Origin of the sequence: Leptospira barantonii (assembly GCF_002811925.1) — a bacterium.
Lineage (GTDB): Bacteria > Spirochaetota > Leptospiria > Leptospirales > Leptospiraceae > Leptospira > Leptospira barantonii.
This window is the reverse complement of the sequence record NZ_NPDS01000001.1, coordinates 254,523-271,483: the sequence shown is the minus strand read 5'-3', so window position 1 is coordinate 271,483 and position 16,961 is coordinate 254,523. Positions and strand designations below refer to the sequence as shown.

Here is a 16,961-nt window from a genome sequence, read left to right as displayed (position 1 = left end):
CAGGCTTTCGTTCCTCCGCGAACTGTCAATTGAATTCGGTCTTGGAATCCGATCACATGAGATAGATTTTTCCGTGTTTGTCCTTGATCATCGGATCGGCTCCGTGTTTTAAAAGAAGTTCCGCGAACTCGGACATTCCGTGAGAAGACTTGGCGAGATTCGTACAAGTGACTCCGTCGAAATCCTGAACGTTCGGATCGGCCCCGTGTTCCAAAAGAAAACGGAACGGTTCCAACTTTCCTTCGTTGACGCAGTGATGCAAAGGGCTCATTCCTATGGAATCCTTTTGATTGAGATCCGCGTTTCCTTCGATCAAAGCGGTCATCAGTTCAAAGGAAGAATCATCCAAAATACAATGAATCAAAGGAGTTAAGCCGGTCGTTTCGTCGACAAGATTCGGATTCGCGTGATATTGCAAAAGAACGTGAACTACTTCCAAACGTTCGTATTTCACCGCGAGAGATAACGAAGTTACTCCGTGATAGCGGTTGTAATTCGGATCGAATCCGTTCTGCAAAAATGATTCAATTCGCTTAACATTTCCGTTTTGAATCGCTCCGAAAAAAAGAAAACGTTTCCAGAACGAAGCGGAATTACTTTCTTGTTCGTGATTCACCGAGTTTATTTTTTTTTCTTCGACCATTCTCCCCTTCCTCCGACTTGCAAGTTGCGGTTCCGATTAGATTGTACTAGAAAGAATGGGGTCTTGTATTGTAAAAAAGGGACAAAATGGAATCTCTTTTTCCGTACCAGGCCAGAGGAGAATATCCGGAAAGAGAAGTAAACTCCCGGGTCAAATGAGGTTGATCGTAAAATCCGGCGTCCAAGGAAAGTTCGGAAAGATTTCGTTTTTCCAAACGCATCCAAGCGGCGTTTTGAAATCGAACCAAACGGGAGAATTCTTTCGGATTTCTGCCGATTCGCTCCAAAAATTTTCGCTCCAGAGTTTTTTTAACCACGCCTAAGTTCTTGGAAAGTTCGGAGATCCGAATTCTTCCCTTGGAACGCGTAATTCTGACGAGCGCCTCGTTTACAAGAGGAGAATCTTTCATTTTAGAATTCAATAATTTACTAAAGTACCGATCCGCCACGGCCGCACGTTCCGTAAAACTTCCGGCGTCCCGGATTCTATTTATAAAATCGTAATATTCACGGCGTTTTCCGATCAGTTCCAAATCGGTTACGGGAGAATCCGCCTCGTCCGCGGAAATTCCGAACAATTCGTAAAAGGCTCCCGGCAAAAGACGAACGTTAAAAAAGCCAACGTTGCCGGTCGCTTGGATTCGAAACGGACGAAGATGATTTCCGACGATATGGCCTTGTGTGGAAATCCATTCCTCCCCTTGTTCGTTTAACAATCCGATTCGAATCGGATCTCCATAGGAAATATGAATTTCGTTTTCCACGGACGGAAACACGTTCGGCAATGTTCCGAATTCCTTCGTTTGTTTTGAGGAAACTTCCCAACCCCAATAACAGGAAATCAAACTCGTAAGAGCCGAGTTCGGTTTAGCAAAACTGGGTTTCATTTCGATTCCCGGATCTTGCGTAAGAGTTCGCGATTGGATTCCTGACGAAGAAGCGCGTTTTTATAACGGCGTATCTCGGCTTCCGTTTCCGGTTTGATCTGCGGAACCGGAGAAGGAATTTTATTTTCGTTCAATGCGACAAACGTCAAATAGGCGGTCGTGGCTCTCATCGTCGTGCCTTCATACGGATTCTCTTTGGAAACTTGAACACCGATCTCCAAAGAAGTTTTTCCGGTATAATTTACGCTCGCTTTTAATAAGACATGATCTCCTACAGAGATCGGCGCGATAAAATTCAATCGATCCACGCTCGCGGTCACCGCTTCCTTTCCACAATGTCTTTGCGCGACCATCACGGCGATCATATCGATCCAACTCATCAACGTTCCGCCGAATAAGGTTCCGTAATGATTGGCGTGATCCGGCATTACGATATGCCTTGTTTCAGCCGCGCTTTGTGTGGGAGTTTTTTCCAACATAGTCAACTTAAAGAAGAAGATTCCATTTCCATATAATAGTGATCCGGAATTTTTCCTTGTGGTCCGTTGAATTTTCTGGATTCGATCGTTTGAAACCCGAGTCCTTTGTAGAGTGCGATCGCGGCTTCGTTTTTTTGCGAGACATCCAAGGAGAGCATTTTGAGTTCCGGAAATTTTTGCGCCATAAAGCGGATCAATTCTTTGCCGATTCCTTTGCCTCTGTGTTTTTCGGAAACGGCGATATGTCCGAGATACAATCTTCCCGGTCTTGGAGGTTTGATCATTCCTTCGGTGGTCAATCCTCTTCCCATCACTTTAGGCGCGGAGAATCCATACACGGAAACGATTCGAAGCGCGGTTCCTCCGTTCAACAACAGAAAGGAAGGTTGACGATAACTCATGATCGATCCGACAACTTCTCCGTTCAACTCGGCGACGAAATGATTCGTATAAGAGATCGTGTTTCCTCTTTTGATAAACGAAGTCCTTAAAAAATCGAAAGGGGTTTTACCGCTTTGTGTAAACACGAAGTCCCAAGCCGCGGGTCCGGAAGAATAGATCAAAGGAACGATCGCGTTTACGTCCTTACTTTCCGCCGGACGAATCTGAATCGAAGTTTTCAAAGGTTGCCTCACTCGAAGTTTTCGCTCCAGTTGAATCCGATCGGGATTCTTCTCAAGCCAGAAATTCCCTTTCGTTCACTCTTAGGATCGCTCTCAAAACGTCGCTTCTGGTTATGATTCCGATCACTTGAAGCGTTTCGTTCACGACGGGAATACATCCGATTCTTTCCTCGAAAAGAACCTTTGAAATTTCTCCGATACCCGCGTGGATCTGGACCGAAAGAACCCTTTCCTTCATAATTTGTCCGATCGTTTTACCGAGTTCGTTTTCGGAAAGATGATCGAGTTTCCATCGCATCCAATCCCGATCGGAAAGAATGCCGCATAACGTGTTGTTTGTATCGAGCACCGGAACATGTCTGAATCTTTTACGGACGAAAATCTCTTCCGCTCTGTCGATGGAATCGTTCTCTTCAAAACAAACCACGGAAGAAGTCATCAAGTCTTTGGCCGTAAGTGAAGAAATGGATTCTCCCTGATTGGATCGAATCCGATTTAAGGAAGAAACGTTTTTGTATTCCGAATCGATTTCTTGTCCGAGTTTTTTAGCCCGGTTTTTTACTTCGAGGTCCTGCTCCGATTCTATTTTTTTTACGGATGAAGAAGGCGCGATCGAATGAAGCGGATGTATGATTTCGGGTTGAAGCGGAGGAATATACGTTTCCGAAACTCCTCTCGTAACCCAGAAAAACAAATTAGCTCATCCTCATGATCAAAAAGTTATAGGATGCGATGATTCTTTGAGTCATCTCGAGTCCGTCCTTGTTGACGTCGGGATGATATTTTTTAATCAACTCTTTGAATCGTTTTTTCAATTCTTCCAAAGTACAAGGTGCGTCGAATCCGAGAACGTCCAAATGTCTTTGTGTTTCCGGATCCATTTCCTGAAACACGGAAACCGGTTTTTTCTTTTTCGGTCTTTTGCGGAAGGTCCCGAACAATTCGTAGTAGGCGCGATCCCTGTATTCTCTCGTGATTTCTCTGAGATGAAAGACTTTCGTATTCAAAATCGAGAATATATGATTTTTTAAAAATACGTCCGCGCCGTAGTCGTTTTGAATCGACTTCAACTCGATAAAATCCGAGATTCCGTTTTCTACGATTCTTTCGAAGTTGAATTTATCGTCGAAGTAAGAATCGAACGCGTCGTCGAAGTCCAAGGTTGCGGATGATAAAAGCAGAAGAAGTTCGCGGTCGAGTTCGTGTCTTTCCAACCGTGTTTGGATCGTTTCCTTCAAACCGATCTGAAGTTCCGCGAGATGGTTATCGTCGAAGTATATTCCGTTTTTTGCAAATTCGTCCCCGATTCCCTCGATCTTCAAAATCTTGGACAGAAGTTGAACGAGGGAATCCGCATGTGTTTCGTTGAATCCGGCCGCGGCTCTCGAGGAAAAATGGACGTCGTTTCTCAGATCGTAAAAAATTCTATAGTAATCTTCCTTACGAATGTTCAACGCGGATATGATTTTTTCCACGGGGATATACCATTCGCAATTCGTACATACGGATTGGATCTCGAAAATAATATCCTCCAATGAGGACCTGATCTGATCAAAACTTCGAGCTTGCATACTCTTCTACTTCCAGATTTTCAACCCTCGCAAATCCGTTCATCAATTCTTTTTCCAATTAGACTTCCAGATTCGGAAACGGAAATCTTCCCGAGCGTAGAAAAAAGGTTTGCTCGGATCGTTTCCTAAGCCCATCCATCCTTATTATGCTTCCTTTAATCGCCGTTCTTGCTTGTTTTCTGGTTTATTTTCTCGGTTATAAATTCTACTCGGGTTATATCTCCAAATCCATCTTCGAACTGAAGGACAATCAGGAAGATACTCCGGCCCACAAGCTGAACGACGGAGTGGATTACCTTCCCACAAAACCAATCGTATTATTCGGTCATCATTACGCGTCCATTGCAGGGCTTGCTCCGGTATTAGGACCCGCGGTCGCGGTCATCTGGGGTTGGCTTCCCGCGATGCTCTGGGTCGTATTCGGAAGTATCTTCGTGGGTTGTGTGCACGACTTCGGAGCGCTCGTAGTTTCCGTCCGCAACCAAGGAAAAAGTATCGGGCAAGTCGCCGAGGATCTGTTAGGTCATCGTGCGAGAAGTTTGTTTCACGCGATTATATTCTTTCTTGTCGCATTAGCAATGGGAGTTTTCGTTCTTGTTCTCGCCGAAATGTTTTCGGCGGACCCGAAAGCGTATTTAACTCCGAGCACAACCGCAGTAAACGCGCCCGTGGAAGAAAAGAAGATCACCTCGCCTACGGAAGCGAATTCGAAAACGTCGAATAAGGACGTTCACGATCATCCGAGCGAAATCAGAACCGAAGAAAAACCTTCCATCAAATTGAGAAGTCATTTCCCGGAAGCGGTGATCCCTTCCGCGGCGATCATGATTCTCGCGGTGATCATGGGTTATCTACATTACAAAAAAGGAATGAATCTGACTCCACTTACGGTGTTCAGCGTTCTTGCGACCCTGGCTTCTATGGTTTTAGGAATGCAGGAAAACGTCCTTACTTGGACCGGACTCAATCATATTGAAACTTCTCCTTCCACGGGAACTTGGAAATACATTCTTCTTTTTTACGCGTTCTTGGCTTCGGTGACCCCGATCTGGTTGTTGTTACAAAGTCGGGATTATATCAATTCCTTTCTTTTATATCTGGGAATCATTCTGATCTACGTCGGATTTTTTGCGGGAGCGGTTCTTCAAAGTTTTCCTTCCTTCAACGCGGAAGCGATCCGAACCGATTCCATCGGACTGGATCTTGTTCCGTTCGTATTCATCACGATCGCGTGCGGTGCGGTTTCCGGATTCCACGCGTTAGTCAGCTCGGGAACTACCGCGAAACAATTGGATAAGGAAGTGGACGCAAGACCGATCGGCTACGGAGGAATGATCGGCGAATCGTTGTTAGGTTTATCTGCGGTCATCGCGTGTACGATCGGATTTTCTTCTTCGGAAGAATGGACCGGATTCTATCGCTCCTGGTCGGGCATACAAGGATTGGCCCCACAGGTCGGCGCTTATATCTATGGCACTGGAAGATTCTTATCCGAGATTGGAATTCCGGAATCCTTCGGACAAGGTTTTATCGCATTGATCGTGATCAGTTTCGCGTTAACTTCTTTGGATTCGGCTACCAGACTTTTGAGATACAATATCGAAGAGATCGCGGAATCGACCCGCATATCTTGGGTTCAAACGTTAGTCGGCAATCGTTACGTTTCCAGTCTCATCGCCTGTGCGGCGATCGGATTTTTCGCGTTTATGGAAATCGAACAGGACGGAAAGAAAAAACCGGCGGGACTCGCTCTGTGGAAACTTTTCGGAACTACAAACCAACTTTTGGCGGGTCTTGCTCTTTTGGTGGTGACCATTTTTCTTTTAAAATCCAAGAAAAGAATCAAAGTGTCTTTTATCCCGATGTTGTTCGTTTTATCCGTGACTCTTTGGGCGATGATTCGAAACTTTCTCGATTTTTTAAACGGTCCTTCTCCGAATCTTCTTCTCGCGGGAGTGGGCGGAACCTTGATCGTTCTTACGGTTTGGCTTTTGGTGGAAGCGACCTTAACCTGGAATCGCATTAGAAAAGTATGAAATTCTGTAGTTCATGCGGATCGTCCGTCACATATAAGATACCGGAAGGAGACAATCGCTCCAGACATATCTGCGACAACTGCGGAACGATCCACTATCAAAATCCGAAAGTAGTCGTGGGAAGTATTCCTGTATGGGAAGAACGGATTCTTCTTTGCAAACGTGCGATCGAACCGAGAAAAGGATATTGGACCTTACCCGCCGGATTTTTGGAAAATAGGGAAACCGTGGAAGAAGGCGCGGCCCGCGAAACCCTCGAAGAAGCGAACGCGGAAATCAAGATCGTCGGACTTCAGAGCGTCTACAGCATCCCTCATATCAGTCAGATTTATATGTTCTTTTTGGCCGATCTCGTGGACGGAAAATTCTCCGTAAGCTCCGAATCGGAAGAAGTAAAACTCTTTGCCGTAAACGAAATTCCTTGGGAAGAATTGGCCTTTACCTCGGTCTACTTCGCGTTGAAAAAATACGTGGATTCTCCCGTTAAAAACACCTTGCATCTCGGAAACATCAGAGATCGCAACTATCCTCCGAAAGAATCCTGATCGGTCGCAGGTTCCCCGTTTTTAAAAAGATATGGGAAAAAAAACGTACCAAATAAGAATGTACTGTATGCGGAGCGGAATTCGTTTAACAAGTACGTCCTTTTTACTTTTTATCTTTTTGTCCCTTCCTCTCTTTGCGGATTCCTTTTTAAAAACGAACACGGATACGTTCTCGCCCAACTGGGACGGTAAAAACGACGTACTCGAATTTAAAGTTTCGAAATCCGCGCTTCCCCGTCTCGCGGATTGGGAACTCGTGATTAAAAACTCGAACGACGACGTCGTCAAAACTTTCCGAGCGGATCATAGAAGAAAGAAGGGATTCTCTCTCGTTCCGTTTTTACAGGACGATACGAAGTTGTCTCCGTTGGAAATCGTAATTCCCGAATCGATCCTCTGGTCCGGAGACGATTCCAAAGGATTCTTACTTCCGGACGGAGAATACAAATATAGACTTAGGTTCGTCACCGAGAATAAGGAGAATCTTTTGTCCGAGGAGAAAACGGTCTTCTTGGATTCAAGACCTCCGAGTTCCGAGATCGGCGCGAAGACAAGAGTTCTATTCTCAAACGGAGATAGAAACTCTTCGAGGATCAACGTTTCCCAAAAGGTTTCTGGAGAATCTTCGGATCTATTTACCGGAGAATTCGTGGACGTAGAAGGGAGAATCGTTAAGTCCTATACTTGGAAACTCAAGGACGTTCCCTACGTTTTGAGTTGGGATGGAACAGATTTTTCTAATAAACCATTGTCTAATGGACTTTACACATATCGTTTGATCGGATTCGACAAGGGAAAAAACGAATCGATCTCCGTCATCAAAGATCTTACCGTTCGCAACGAAACGGTCGGAGTGGATCTTTTTTCGGATTCTAAACTTTATTCTTATTCCGCGGGAAGTCTTCGAAACTTTGCGCGGTTTTCTCCGTATATTTCCCCTAAGATCAAAACCGATTCTTACGAAATCGAAATCTTTCAGAAAAAAGGCGCGGAAGAAAAAAGCGTCTATCGTTTGCGGGATACGGGAGAACCGAACGCGGAATGGAAATGGGATTTGAGAAATCAAACCGGAGATCTCGTTTCCGAAGGAATTTACTTCTATCGCCTAACAGTACATAGTCGATACGAACGTTATCAATCCGTTCCTTCCTCGTTCGAAATCACGAAAGAATCCTTCGGTCTCGACTTGTCCGTTTCTACGAAGGAATTTTCTCCGGACAACGACGGCAAAAACGATCTTTTAAAAATCTATCTGGATCATCGCGGAATTCCGCTTCAATCCTGGGAAGTAACGTTATACGAAATTCCTCCTTACACTTCGATCAAACGAAAAATCAAAACATGGTCGGGCGAAGGCCAACCTTGTTCGGAAATTCTTTGGGAAGGTTTGGACGAATCCGGCGTTCGAGTGGGTTCCTTAAGCGAATTTTACTTCGAATGGAAGTACGCCGACACGTTCGGAAGGGAGTCTAACGGAAAAGGAGCCGAATTCAAAACCGGAATCCTAATCGTGGAGGAGGACAACTCTTTGAGAATTTCCGTTCCAGAATCGCAGGTCGAAGCGAGATGGTGGAGTCTTCCCGGAAAGATCCGCTCCGTGTTAAACGAATTCCCCGGATATAAGATCGAACTTCAATCCCATTCGTCCCACCAAGGGGACGAGGAAGTCAATCAGGTCGGAACCGAAGACAGGGCCAGAACCGCGTTCGAATATTTTTTTTCCAAGACGGTTCCTTTTGGAAGAATGCGTTTCCGAGGATACGGTGAAACGCTCCCTCTGATTCCGGGTTCGGGTAAATACGAAGCGGATAAAAATCAAAGAATCGATTTTTATCTTTCCCCTTGATACGTTATGTGCACCGCAATCATCTACAGAGATCCAAGCAAAAAGATCGTCGGTTTGGGATTCAATCGGGACGAATCCGTTAAAAGAAAACCCGCGGTTTCTCCGGTGAAAATCGGAAACGGACCGACCTTCGCCATAGCGCCGTTAGACGGCGATTACGGCGGAACCTGGATCGGCGCAAACTCTTCCGGTGAAATTTTTTGCCTTTTGAATTTCTACGAAGCCACCCTGAAACTTTTAAGAAATCCAACAAGCAGAGGACTTCTTGTACGTTCCTGTTTGTTAAACGAAGTCAAACCTCAAGAAATTGACGCGACCGATTTGGAAAATTTTTATCCGTTCAAACTCGTACGAATCACCTTGGATAAAACCGAAATTTTCGTCTGGGACGGAAAGGAATTCTCCACAACCTCTTACACGGACACGTTTCAAATTTTAGGAAGTTCCTTTACGCAAGGTCCGAAGGCTCAGGTTTCCAGAGAAGCGGTCTTTCAAACGGAATATCTTCCTAAAATTCTTCCCGACTCGAAGGAATTTCTGGCTTTGTCAAAAAATTTTCTCACCTCTCATCTTCCCGAAAAAGGCGCACTCTCGCCTTGTATGCACAGAAGGGACGCACATACGGTTTCTAAAACCGAAATCGTTCTCCAAGAGAATGAGTTGACTCTCACATACCAGGAAGGACAACCGTGTGAATCTCCGGATCCGAAGGTTTTCAATTTGACTTTGACGGAATTTTCGGTATTCGAATAGTATAACTTATGGCTGATACGAAGTCCTTATTCAACGATTCATTCGAGTATAGAGATCCCGCTCTTCAAAAAAGAAAAAACGCTCGGGTGAAAGTGACTTTGGACGCGGAAATGTCGATCAAAGGAAAGCAGGAAAGACATCCCGTCACTATTCTCGACATAGGAACCGGCGGCGTTGCATTGGATTCAAGAATGACTATGTTCGAAGGGGACCGCATTCATCTTCACGCGAGAATCAACGGAAAGGAACTGACCCTTGAAGCGGAAATCATTCGTTCTTCCGGAAAAAAAATGAACAGCATCTTCGTGAACATCGCGGACGAACACAAAAACGAAATCCAAGAACTCATTCATAAAAAGTTTTTCGAAAAAGATAAGAAGCTGAGCTAAAGTCCGCTTACGGAACTGATTCGATGATTTGATAAGTAGCATTCGCACTTCTACAAAAACTCGGCATACAGACAAACTTAATTCCGGCTGGATAACCCGTCAAAGTCTCCGGATACGTCTTCGTCAAATACGAACTAGCGACACTTCCCAATATACTTCCTGACGCGGCCGTTTTATCGTTGTAGATATACCAAGAGAATCCATCGATGATATCGCGATCCGAGCATTTACAGCGGAGATCGGTCCCTACGCTTACGGTAGTCGTATTGATCAAAGCGTTGGCGTTCACATCAAAAATTTGATTTCCGGACCCGGGAACATAACAAGTTGCAAAAGACGATTGTAACTCTCCATTGCCGGTACAACGAAACGGAGTCGTGGTACGAGAATTGGAAGCGGAACTCAGTACAAGAAACATTAAGCCGTCTTTAAGATCAAAATCCGGCTTCGGAGGTTGAGAATACGGATTTTGAAGAGGAATATTTTCACAATTTATCATCAACAAACAAAATAAAACGCCGGCGATTCCGCTTCTAAATTCCATATCTCCTCCCGAAAGAAATCATATTTTAATTTTTGAATATACCATATTCATGGAATCGAATCGATTTTTTGAAAGCCTCGAAAGAGAGTTGTCGATTCGGGGACGCACGCAAAAGATCTTCCGGCGGGGTAGTTTATCAAACGGATCGGAAAATAACTGAGGAAATCCGAAGTCACGGCGGACAAGGATTGTTTAAGCTCAACCTTGTTTGCATCGTAATCATACCAAGACCCGGAGCCTCCGTCTTCGGAAACACATTTCAAAGGTGTACCTGCGGTGATTGTAGAACTGGAAATGGTAGCCCCACTATTACCATTCAGGATCATTTTAGTTCCCACCGGATGAAAACATTCCGGATTTGCGCCGATTCGAATCGCTCCGGGAGAATCACAAAAAGCTTGGCGCTGAATCGTATTTGCAAACATCGCCAGACTATCGGCGTCGCTTGAATCGGATTTTGGTACACAAAATAGAACAGACCAAACCGAGATGAAAATCACAAGCGAAGGGATCATATTCATTTTTTGGATCATATCCGACCGGAGTTCGAAAGCAAACGAAAACTGAAAAATTCGAAATAGAAATTAAGAATCGAGAAAAGTTTTTTCCGATTTTCTGCGGGAAAATGAAACACAATGGAACGTTAATATACAAATTCTGGTCCCGGCACATCTAAACCAAAAGCAAAACGCTTACGGAACTTCGGCTCCTTCTACAACGACCGCTTCTCCTCCAAAACAAAGAATCGGAAACAAAGGAATCAAACAAAACGGCGCTCTCATTTTCACGTCGACGTTTCGTAAAATCGAACTTCCGCTTTCCGTCTCAGCTTGTTTCAGGTAAGAATTTACGCCGACCGGTTTGAGATACAAAACCCCAACCCTAACTTTCCAAAAATCCGTCGGTTTGGAAAGCATCGCATCGATCTTATCCTTTGGTTTTTCCAAAGATAGATAGGAAATTTTTTTCGGCGGAGAAGAACAACCGATCCACATCCACGCGGATAAAAAGAAAAGGATCCACGTCTTTACTTTCATTTTTAATTTCATTTTGTTTCCTCGGTTTTGATTTGATCGCTGTTCAACGCAAACCCCTTGATCTTGATACAATTCAAAGGAGGAAACATTCCGGTCGTATGAGTCACTTCTGCGTTTAAGATCGTATCGTATTTCACGCCGACGTCCGCATTCTCCTTCGAAACGGATTTTCGTTCGATTCGTTTTTGAACTAAGGAATTTTCAAACGCTTTGGCAAGGCTGAAAGAAATTCCACAATCTTCTCCTTCCGAAATTTCTCCTTGTAACGTCCGTATATCGTCTGGAATTTTCTTTCCTTTTAGGTTTCCATAAGAAAGGAGATAAACGTTTTCGGTCGTAGAACACGCCGTAAAACACGTTAACAGTAGAATGAATCCGAAAAATTCTCCCGCGAAAGAAGTTCGGCGATTTGTATGTTTCATCGTTCCTCACAATTCGTATTTTTAAAACAAAAAACGAAGGCTCGGTTTTGCAAACGCATTCTAGATTTTTAAGAACCATTCTTACTCATATATTCAAATTTTAGAATATATAAAAATTCTGTTTTTTCGGCGACGGTGGCTTCAAAATCGTATTAAAAAGAATTCCGATTATAATTCCAAGAACAACCAAAACGGTCTTTCGTAAATCCGCCGCAATAGACTCTCTTCAGTTTGTAAGATGACTTGCGGACATAATTTCAAAGAAAGGGAACCTTCTATTATTTCCGATCCGATTGAATTCCGAACTATGATTTCCCGAAAATAAAGTATGAGAGCCGTGTTCGGAACCGCGATCCTTTTTGTCTTAACGATTCCGTTCTCCGTCTTTGCGGATTACGCGAGCAACGGCGCTACTCACCTCGTTCGAGTCGAAAGAGGATTAAAAACGAACGAGTTTCTCATCAAGGCCTTGAACAGTTCGATTTCGAACATTGGCTCCGAAGCGGACAAGGCCCTTTATAAAAGAATCATCCAACATCACGTGGAAACCAATCAGCTTTACTTTCAGTTCGATCTCGAAAAATCCTATTCCGAACTCAAACGCACTCAGGACCTGCTCGTGGTTCTTTATTCCAGTCTGATCGAAGCGAGCAAAAAAACCGTTCGAGGAGAATTGAATTCTCTCGGCTACAAAGCGATTCGGGGAACCGAAGCAAGACCGAAAAAACATCTCGAGATGGGTTATCGGGAATTGGCTTCCGCCGAACAAAAAAAATTGATCGCGGACAATTCAAGACCGTATCTTCAACCGATCAAATTGGAACTGCTTTACGAATCCTTAAAGTTGCTCAAACAATCCCGTAAATACGTCATTCTTCTTTCCATGGAATATCTTTCTGATTTTCCGCCCGATCCGGAAAGCGAGGATTTTTTCGGAATATTAAGCGAAATCAATCGGGCCATGTTCTCCCGTAAGGACGAGTTCGCGAGAATCCATTTCGACAATCATTTCCACACCTATTCCGGAGAAAATCTCTACGACACGTATTGGCAAGACCCGGCCTTGGAAGAATTGGAAAAACCGCTCGGCGACATCGACGCGGCTTATCTCCGTGCGAGAAGACAAGCCAAACGTTGAACCGAAATCCTTTTTTCGAAAATCGATTTCGAAATTCAGGTGACAAAGAATTCTTCCCTAGATACAACCGATCCTTGTGTTAGAACTGAGTTGTCCCAACTGCGGAGCGCCCGTACCGTTTCAGAATAAGGCTTCCATTTACGGAGTCTGCCCGAATTGTAAAACTCTGACCCTCCAAAAAAATCAATCCCTCGAAAGTTTAGGCAAGGCCGGAGAGCTTGTTCCCGATCTTTCTCCGATTCAAATCGGAACCTCCGGTAAAACCAAGGACGGAATTCAGTTTCAAGTCGTGGGAAGAATTCAACAGCAATACAGCCTCGGAACTTGGAACGAATGGCACGCGATTTCCCAAGACGGAAATTCCATTTGGCTCGCGGAAGCTCAGGGACAATTTATGATCACACAACTTCGTCCCACTTCCCAAAACGAAGTTTTTCCGGAACACGATCCGGTTCGAAATTTAGAATCTCCTCCGGACGTTTACTTTATCTCTTCCAAAACTTCCAAACAACTTCTCCGAGCGGGAGACACACTCAAACTCGACAACGAACTCTGGATGATCCGCGAAATCGGCTTGGCAACCTGCGTCGGCGGCGAGGGAGAATTGCCCGTAGGATTTCAAACGGGAACCACTTCCGTTCTTTTGGATTTGGCGACCGATCAGGGCTGGTTTGCTACATTAGATTATTCTCATACACCTCCCTTGTATTTTAAGGGAATGGTTTACAGCTTCGATCAGATCGACTTCATCAATTTGAGAGATCCGAAAGCGTTTACGGGTTTTCAAAAAATTCAAGAAGCGAAGGCGATCCAGTGTTTGGGATGCGGCGCTTCTTTGAGTCAAAGAAGTCCGGACTTCTCGAAATCGATCGCCTGTGAATACTGCGGAACCGTGATGGACACGAGCAAGGACGAACTCACCATTCTTTCCAAGTTTCAAGAAGTCATCAAAGACGGAGTTTATTTACAACCGGGAACCAAACTCACTCTCAAAGGAAAAGAATGCGAGGTTCTCGGCGTGGTTAAAAAATCCGTTCACGCGGACGGACAAATTTTTCCTTGGACCGAATATCTTCTTCATTTCACAGGCGGTTACTATTGGTTGAACGAAACCAACGGACATTGGACCGTTTTCGAACCCGTTCCTTTTATTCCGAGAACTGTCATCGGTTCTTATCCGCCGAAGAAAAGCTTTCAAAAAGAAGAATATAAACTATTCAATTCTTCGAATGCAGGAACGGACTTCGCGTATGGAGAATTCTATTATAAGATTCACGCGGGCGACACGGCGGAACTTGCGGATTTTATCGCTCCTCCCAAAATGCTTTCCTCCGAAAAAACTCCGAACGAACTTTTTTGGTCTGTGGGAGAATACGTTCCCGTCGACGAACTCAAAAAATCCATCCAAGGCGACGTCGAACTTCCGACCCCGGACGGAATCGGTACGGCACAACCAAATCCGTTTACGAAGATCAGAAAACGAAACGTAAGAATCGCGGCTTGGTTATCGGCGATCATGCTTTTGGTTCAGATCGGTTTTTGTTGGACCGCGCAGGATAAGGAAGTATTCGCAAAAGAATTCTCTTATATAAGAGATCCCGCACCCGGCGGAACTACGGACACTTCTTTCGTAACGGAAACGTTTCGTTTGGAAGGTGGGGAAAGACAAAACGTTCAGATCAAGATGAACGTCCCCGATCTTTCCAATCATTATATCTATTATTCGTTGGCGTTGATCAACACGAAGACGGACATCGCATACGATACCGGTTTGGAAATCAGCTATTACCAAGGTTACGAAGACGGAGAAAGCTGGTCCGAAGGCGATAAATCGGCGGACGTCATCATAGGAGAGGTTCCCGCCGGAGAATATTATCTCAGACTCGAATCCGAATCCGACTTCCCTCTAGGAAGTGGCGCAAACGTTTCCTTATCGATCAAGAGGGACGTGGATCAGTCCGTTTATTATTTTCTTTTTTTACTCGCGATTTGGCTACCGGTTCCCTATTCCCTTTTTAGAAGTTATTCCTTCGAGGCTTCGAGAAACGAAAACAGCGATTTCGCCCCTACGAGTTCCAGCGACGACTCGGATTACGACGACGATTCTTCGTATAGCGACGATTAGATGAAAAGAATCGGAAGCGGATCGAACCCGCAGAATTTTTACGATAAGAGGCTATCATGAAATACATTAAACAATTATTATATCCCGCGTATGTCCTCTGGCTTACGGGTTATCTTACATACAATAATTTTTACGGAGGAGGTTCGAGCAACGTGGACGAGATCGAAAACGTTCCTAAAACCGTCCGCGAGAATCCCGGAGTGTATCGGTCGCATTACACGAACTTTATGAGATATTCCGGAGGAAAGTAAAACCGTTTGCAGACCGCGCTTTATATTTCCGTTCTCATCATATCTTCCTGCGGCCTTGTCTATGAACTTTTGGCCGGAACCATCGCCTCTTATCTTCTCGGGGAAACCGTAACGCAGTTCTCCCTCATCATCGGAACATATCTGTTTTCGATGGGAGTCGGATCCTGGTTGTCGAAGTACGTGGAAAAGGATCTTGTTCCCAAGTTTTTGGAAATCGAATTGGCGATCGGACTCGTGGGCGGCTTCAGCTCCGCGATTTTGTATCTGAGCTTCGGACAAATTCGATATTTTCAAATTCCTTTATTTTTACTCGTGGTTCTGATCGGAATCTTGGTAGGCCTTGAAATTCCGGTTCTACTTCGAATCTTAAAAAAGGAACTTCAATTCAAGGAGTTGGTTTCCAGAGTGTTGAGTTTGGATTACGTAGGCGCGTTACTCGCCTCCATTCTTTTTCCGATCTTCTTCGCTCCTAAGTTGGGTCTGATTCGGACCGGATTCATATTCGGAATTTTGAATGCTGGAGTCGCTCTCTGGGGAACCTGGGCCCTACCCTTAAAACATTCGAGAATGATTTTGCTTCGCGCGCAATCCGTGATCGTGTTGACTTTGTTGGTTTTGGGTTTTTCGTTTTCGGATCTGATCACGTATTATAGCGAAGAGTCCTTATACACGGACGAGATCATTCTTTCCAAACAATCTCAGTTTCAAAGAATCATCGTTACCCGATGGAAGAACGAGATTCGTCTTTTTTTAAACGGACATCTTCAATTTTCCTCAAGGGACGAATACCGTTATCATGAAACGCTGGTTCATCCCGCTTTACTCGCGCATCCGGCTCCGAAACGTGTGTTGGTTTTAGGCGGAGGAGACGGACTTGCCGTCCGAGAAATTCTCAAACACAAGGGCGTAGAATCGATCACCTTGGTCGACCTAGACCCTGCCATCACGAATTTATTTACCGATCACGGAATGTTGAAGGAACTCAACGACGAAAGTTTAAAAAATTCTAAAGTGAAGGTGATCAACACGGACGCTTTTGTATGGCTCGAAAATTCCGAAGAGGTTTTCGACGCGGTCATCATAGACTTTCCCGATCCGAGCAACTTTTCATTAGGAAAACTTTATACTACCGCGTTCTTTCAAGTTTTAAAAAGAAGAATGAACGAAACCTCCGTTTTGGAAATTCAATCCACCTCTCCTTTGTTTGCGCGCTCTTCCTATTGGTGTATCGAAAGAACGATCGCGTCCCTTGGTTTGCAAACGCTTCCGATTCACGTTTATGTTCCTTCCTTCGGAGAATGGGGTTTCGTTTTGGCGGGACAAAAACCGATTCGGTTCAAAAAAGAATTTCCGGATCATCTTCGTTTTTTGAATCAACAAGAACTCGAATCGATTCAAGTTTTTCCTCAGGATATGTCGAGGATTCCGGTGGAGATCAATCGTTTGGACAATCAGGCGCTGGTTCGGTATTACGACCGAGAATGGAATCGGATTCTGGATTGAAGGGTTGTAGGAACTCCTACAAATGTTCGAGCAAAATGCGCTTGCGATTTGTAAGATTCTAAAATTGACAGAATTCTTAAAAACGCGGAACTTGAACTAAAAATCGATGTCTTACTTATGAGTGTCGTAATCAAATCCCGATCTCATATTACGGTCGCGGAAAAAATTAA

At 44.5% G+C, this 16,961-nt stretch carries 19 protein-coding genes; 9 read left to right on the top strand and 10 right to left on the bottom strand.

What is annotated here, in order from left to right:
- Positions 1-52 precede the first annotated feature (52 nt).
- Genes CH367_RS01265 through CH367_RS01240 form a run of 6 tightly spaced genes read right to left on the bottom strand, consistent with a single transcriptional unit; the run spans position 53 to position 4,202 of the window.
- Positions 53-643 carry an ankyrin repeat domain-containing protein gene (locus tag CH367_RS01265; RefSeq protein WP_100760703.1) on the bottom strand — a complete coding sequence of 197 codons (591 nt, stop codon included), beginning with the start codon at positions 641-643 and terminating at the stop codon, positions 53-55.
- Between the two features lie 46 nt (positions 644-689).
- Positions 690-1,529 (bottom strand): helix-turn-helix domain-containing protein, encoded by an 840-nt coding sequence (locus tag CH367_RS01260; RefSeq protein ID WP_100760702.1) that lies wholly within the window; start codon positions 1,527-1,529, stop codon positions 690-692.
- Positions 1,526-2,008 carry an acyl-CoA thioesterase gene (locus tag CH367_RS01255; protein WP_244284472.1) on the bottom strand — a complete coding sequence of 161 codons (483 nt, stop codon included), beginning with the start codon at positions 2,006-2,008 and terminating at the stop codon, positions 1,526-1,528. Before CH367_RS01255 ends, CH367_RS01260 begins: the two co-directional genes overlap by 4 nt.
- Before the next feature lie 2 nt (positions 2,009-2,010).
- Positions 2,011-2,643 carry a GNAT family N-acetyltransferase gene (locus tag CH367_RS01250; RefSeq protein WP_100760701.1) on the bottom strand — a complete coding sequence of 211 codons (633 nt, stop codon included), beginning with the start codon at positions 2,641-2,643 and terminating at the stop codon, positions 2,011-2,013.
- Positions 2,644-2,683: 40 nt separating this feature from the next.
- Positions 2,684-3,325, bottom strand: a complete 642-nt coding sequence (locus CH367_RS01245) for a CBS domain-containing protein (protein WP_100760700.1) — start codon at positions 3,323-3,325, stop codon at positions 2,684-2,686.
- A gap of 1 nt (position 3,326) precedes the next feature.
- Positions 3,327-4,202 (bottom strand): J domain-containing protein, encoded by an 876-nt coding sequence (locus CH367_RS01240; RefSeq protein ID WP_100760699.1) that lies wholly within the window; start codon positions 4,200-4,202, stop codon positions 3,327-3,329.
- A 146-nt stretch (positions 4,203-4,348) separates the two neighbouring features.
- Here CH367_RS01240 and CH367_RS01235 point away from each other — a divergent pair, with 146 nt between their 5' ends.
- The 5 genes from CH367_RS01235 to CH367_RS01215 all read left to right on the top strand — a co-directional run bounded on the left by CH367_RS01235 (position 4,349) and on the right by CH367_RS01215 (position 9,771).
- The gene (locus tag CH367_RS01235; protein ID WP_100760698.1) at positions 4,349-6,238 is read left to right on the top strand and encodes a carbon starvation CstA family protein; all 1,890 of its coding nucleotides are present in this window, start codon (positions 4,349-4,351) and stop codon (positions 6,236-6,238) included.
- Positions 6,235-6,783, top strand: coding sequence for an NUDIX hydrolase (locus CH367_RS01230; RefSeq protein ID WP_100760697.1), 549 nt, complete (start codon positions 6,235-6,237; stop codon positions 6,781-6,783). The genes CH367_RS01235 and CH367_RS01230 overlap by 4 nt, the downstream gene beginning before the upstream one ends.
- Positions 6,784-6,850: 67 nt before the next feature.
- Positions 6,851-8,629 carry a fibronectin-binding adhesin Lsa66 gene (lsa66, locus tag CH367_RS01225; protein WP_100760696.1) on the top strand — a complete coding sequence of 593 codons (1,779 nt, stop codon included), beginning with the start codon at positions 6,851-6,853 and terminating at the stop codon, positions 8,627-8,629.
- Positions 8,630-8,635: 6 nt separating this feature from the next.
- Positions 8,636-9,382, top strand: coding sequence for an NRDE family protein (locus CH367_RS01220; protein ID WP_100760695.1), 747 nt, complete (start codon positions 8,636-8,638; stop codon positions 9,380-9,382).
- Between the two features lie 8 nt (positions 9,383-9,390).
- Positions 9,391-9,771 (top strand): PilZ domain-containing protein, encoded by a 381-nt coding sequence (locus CH367_RS01215; protein WP_010573543.1) that lies wholly within the window; start codon positions 9,391-9,393, stop codon positions 9,769-9,771.
- 7 nt (positions 9,772-9,778) lie between these two features.
- On the opposite strand, the gene CH367_RS01210 is transcribed toward CH367_RS01215, so the two are convergent.
- From CH367_RS01210 to CH367_RS01195, 4 genes are all read right to left on the bottom strand, one after another.
- Complete coding sequence (locus CH367_RS01210) at positions 9,779-10,315, bottom strand: hypothetical protein (RefSeq protein ID WP_100760694.1); 537 nt, start codon at positions 10,313-10,315, stop codon at positions 9,779-9,781.
- A gap of 47 nt (positions 10,316-10,362) precedes the next feature.
- A complete protein-coding gene (locus tag CH367_RS01205) occupies positions 10,363-10,836 on the bottom strand; it encodes a hypothetical protein (protein ID WP_125226078.1) in 474 nt (157 codons plus the stop codon).
- Between the two features lie 171 nt (positions 10,837-11,007).
- Complete coding sequence (locus CH367_RS01200) at positions 11,008-11,364, bottom strand: LIC10260 family lipoprotein (protein ID WP_100760692.1); 357 nt, start codon at positions 11,362-11,364, stop codon at positions 11,008-11,010.
- Positions 11,361-11,774 carry a hypothetical protein gene (locus CH367_RS01195; protein WP_165783190.1) on the bottom strand — a complete coding sequence of 138 codons (414 nt, stop codon included), beginning with the start codon at positions 11,772-11,774 and terminating at the stop codon, positions 11,361-11,363. The genes CH367_RS01200 and CH367_RS01195 overlap by 4 nt, the downstream gene beginning before the upstream one ends.
- A gap of 328 nt (positions 11,775-12,102) precedes the next feature.
- On the opposite strand from CH367_RS01195, the gene CH367_RS01190 reads away from it, so the two are divergent.
- From CH367_RS01190 to CH367_RS01175, 4 genes are all read left to right on the top strand, one after another.
- Positions 12,103-12,912, top strand: coding sequence for an adhesin OmpL37 family surface protein (locus tag CH367_RS01190; protein WP_100760691.1), 810 nt, complete (start codon positions 12,103-12,105; stop codon positions 12,910-12,912).
- A gap of 76 nt (positions 12,913-12,988) precedes the next feature.
- Positions 12,989-15,037: a DUF4178 domain-containing protein gene (locus CH367_RS01185; protein ID WP_100760690.1), complete on the top strand. Its 2,049-nt coding sequence runs from the start codon at positions 12,989-12,991 to the stop codon at positions 15,035-15,037.
- Positions 15,038-15,093: 56 nt separating this feature from the next.
- Positions 15,094-15,288 carry a hypothetical protein gene (locus tag CH367_RS01180; protein ID WP_100760689.1) on the top strand — a complete coding sequence of 65 codons (195 nt, stop codon included), beginning with the start codon at positions 15,094-15,096 and terminating at the stop codon, positions 15,286-15,288.
- A gap of 6 nt (positions 15,289-15,294) precedes the next feature.
- The gene (locus tag CH367_RS01175) at positions 15,295-16,791 is read left to right on the top strand and encodes a polyamine aminopropyltransferase (RefSeq protein WP_100760688.1); all 1,497 of its coding nucleotides are present in this window, start codon (positions 15,295-15,297) and stop codon (positions 16,789-16,791) included.
- The last annotated feature ends 170 nt before the right edge of the window (positions 16,792-16,961 follow it).

Bases quoted from the DNA above. Each gene is read 5' to 3' on its own strand.
- lsa66 (WP_100760696.1), top strand. From the start codon at position 6,851: ATGCGGAGCGGAATTCGTTTAACAAGTACGTCCTTTTTACTTTTTATC.
- CH367_RS01195 (WP_165783190.1), bottom strand. From the start codon at position 11,774: ATGAAACATACAAATCGCCGAACTTCTTTCGCGGGAGAATTTTTCGGA.
- CH367_RS01255 (WP_244284472.1), bottom strand. From the start codon at position 2,008: ATGTTGGAAAAAACTCCCACACAAAGCGCGGCTGAAACAAGGCATATC.
- CH367_RS01210 (WP_100760694.1), bottom strand. From the start codon at position 10,315: ATGGAATTTAGAAGCGGAATCGCCGGCGTTTTATTTTGTTTGTTGATG.
- CH367_RS01265 (WP_100760703.1), bottom strand. From the start codon at position 643: ATGGTCGAAGAAAAAAAAATAAACTCGGTGAATCACGAACAAGAAAGT.
- CH367_RS01215 (WP_010573543.1), top strand. From the start codon at position 9,391: ATGGCTGATACGAAGTCCTTATTCAACGATTCATTCGAGTATAGAGAT.
- CH367_RS01260 (WP_100760702.1), bottom strand. From the start codon at position 1,529: ATGAAACCCAGTTTTGCTAAACCGAACTCGGCTCTTACGAGTTTGATT.
- CH367_RS01220 (WP_100760695.1), top strand. From the start codon at position 8,636: ATGTGCACCGCAATCATCTACAGAGATCCAAGCAAAAAGATCGTCGGT.
- CH367_RS01235 (WP_100760698.1), top strand. From the start codon at position 4,349: ATGCTTCCTTTAATCGCCGTTCTTGCTTGTTTTCTGGTTTATTTTCTC.
- CH367_RS01180 (WP_100760689.1), top strand. From the start codon at position 15,094: ATGAAATACATTAAACAATTATTATATCCCGCGTATGTCCTCTGGCTT.
- CH367_RS01230 (WP_100760697.1), top strand. From the start codon at position 6,235: ATGAAATTCTGTAGTTCATGCGGATCGTCCGTCACATATAAGATACCG.
- CH367_RS01205 (WP_125226078.1), bottom strand. From the start codon at position 10,836: ATGAATATGATCCCTTCGCTTGTGATTTTCATCTCGGTTTGGTCTGTT.
- CH367_RS01240 (WP_100760699.1), bottom strand. From the start codon at position 4,202: ATGCAAGCTCGAAGTTTTGATCAGATCAGGTCCTCATTGGAGGATATT.
- CH367_RS01200 (WP_100760692.1), bottom strand. From the start codon at position 11,364: ATGAAATTAAAAATGAAAGTAAAGACGTGGATCCTTTTCTTTTTATCC.
- CH367_RS01190 (WP_100760691.1), top strand. From the start codon at position 12,103: ATGAGAGCCGTGTTCGGAACCGCGATCCTTTTTGTCTTAACGATTCCG.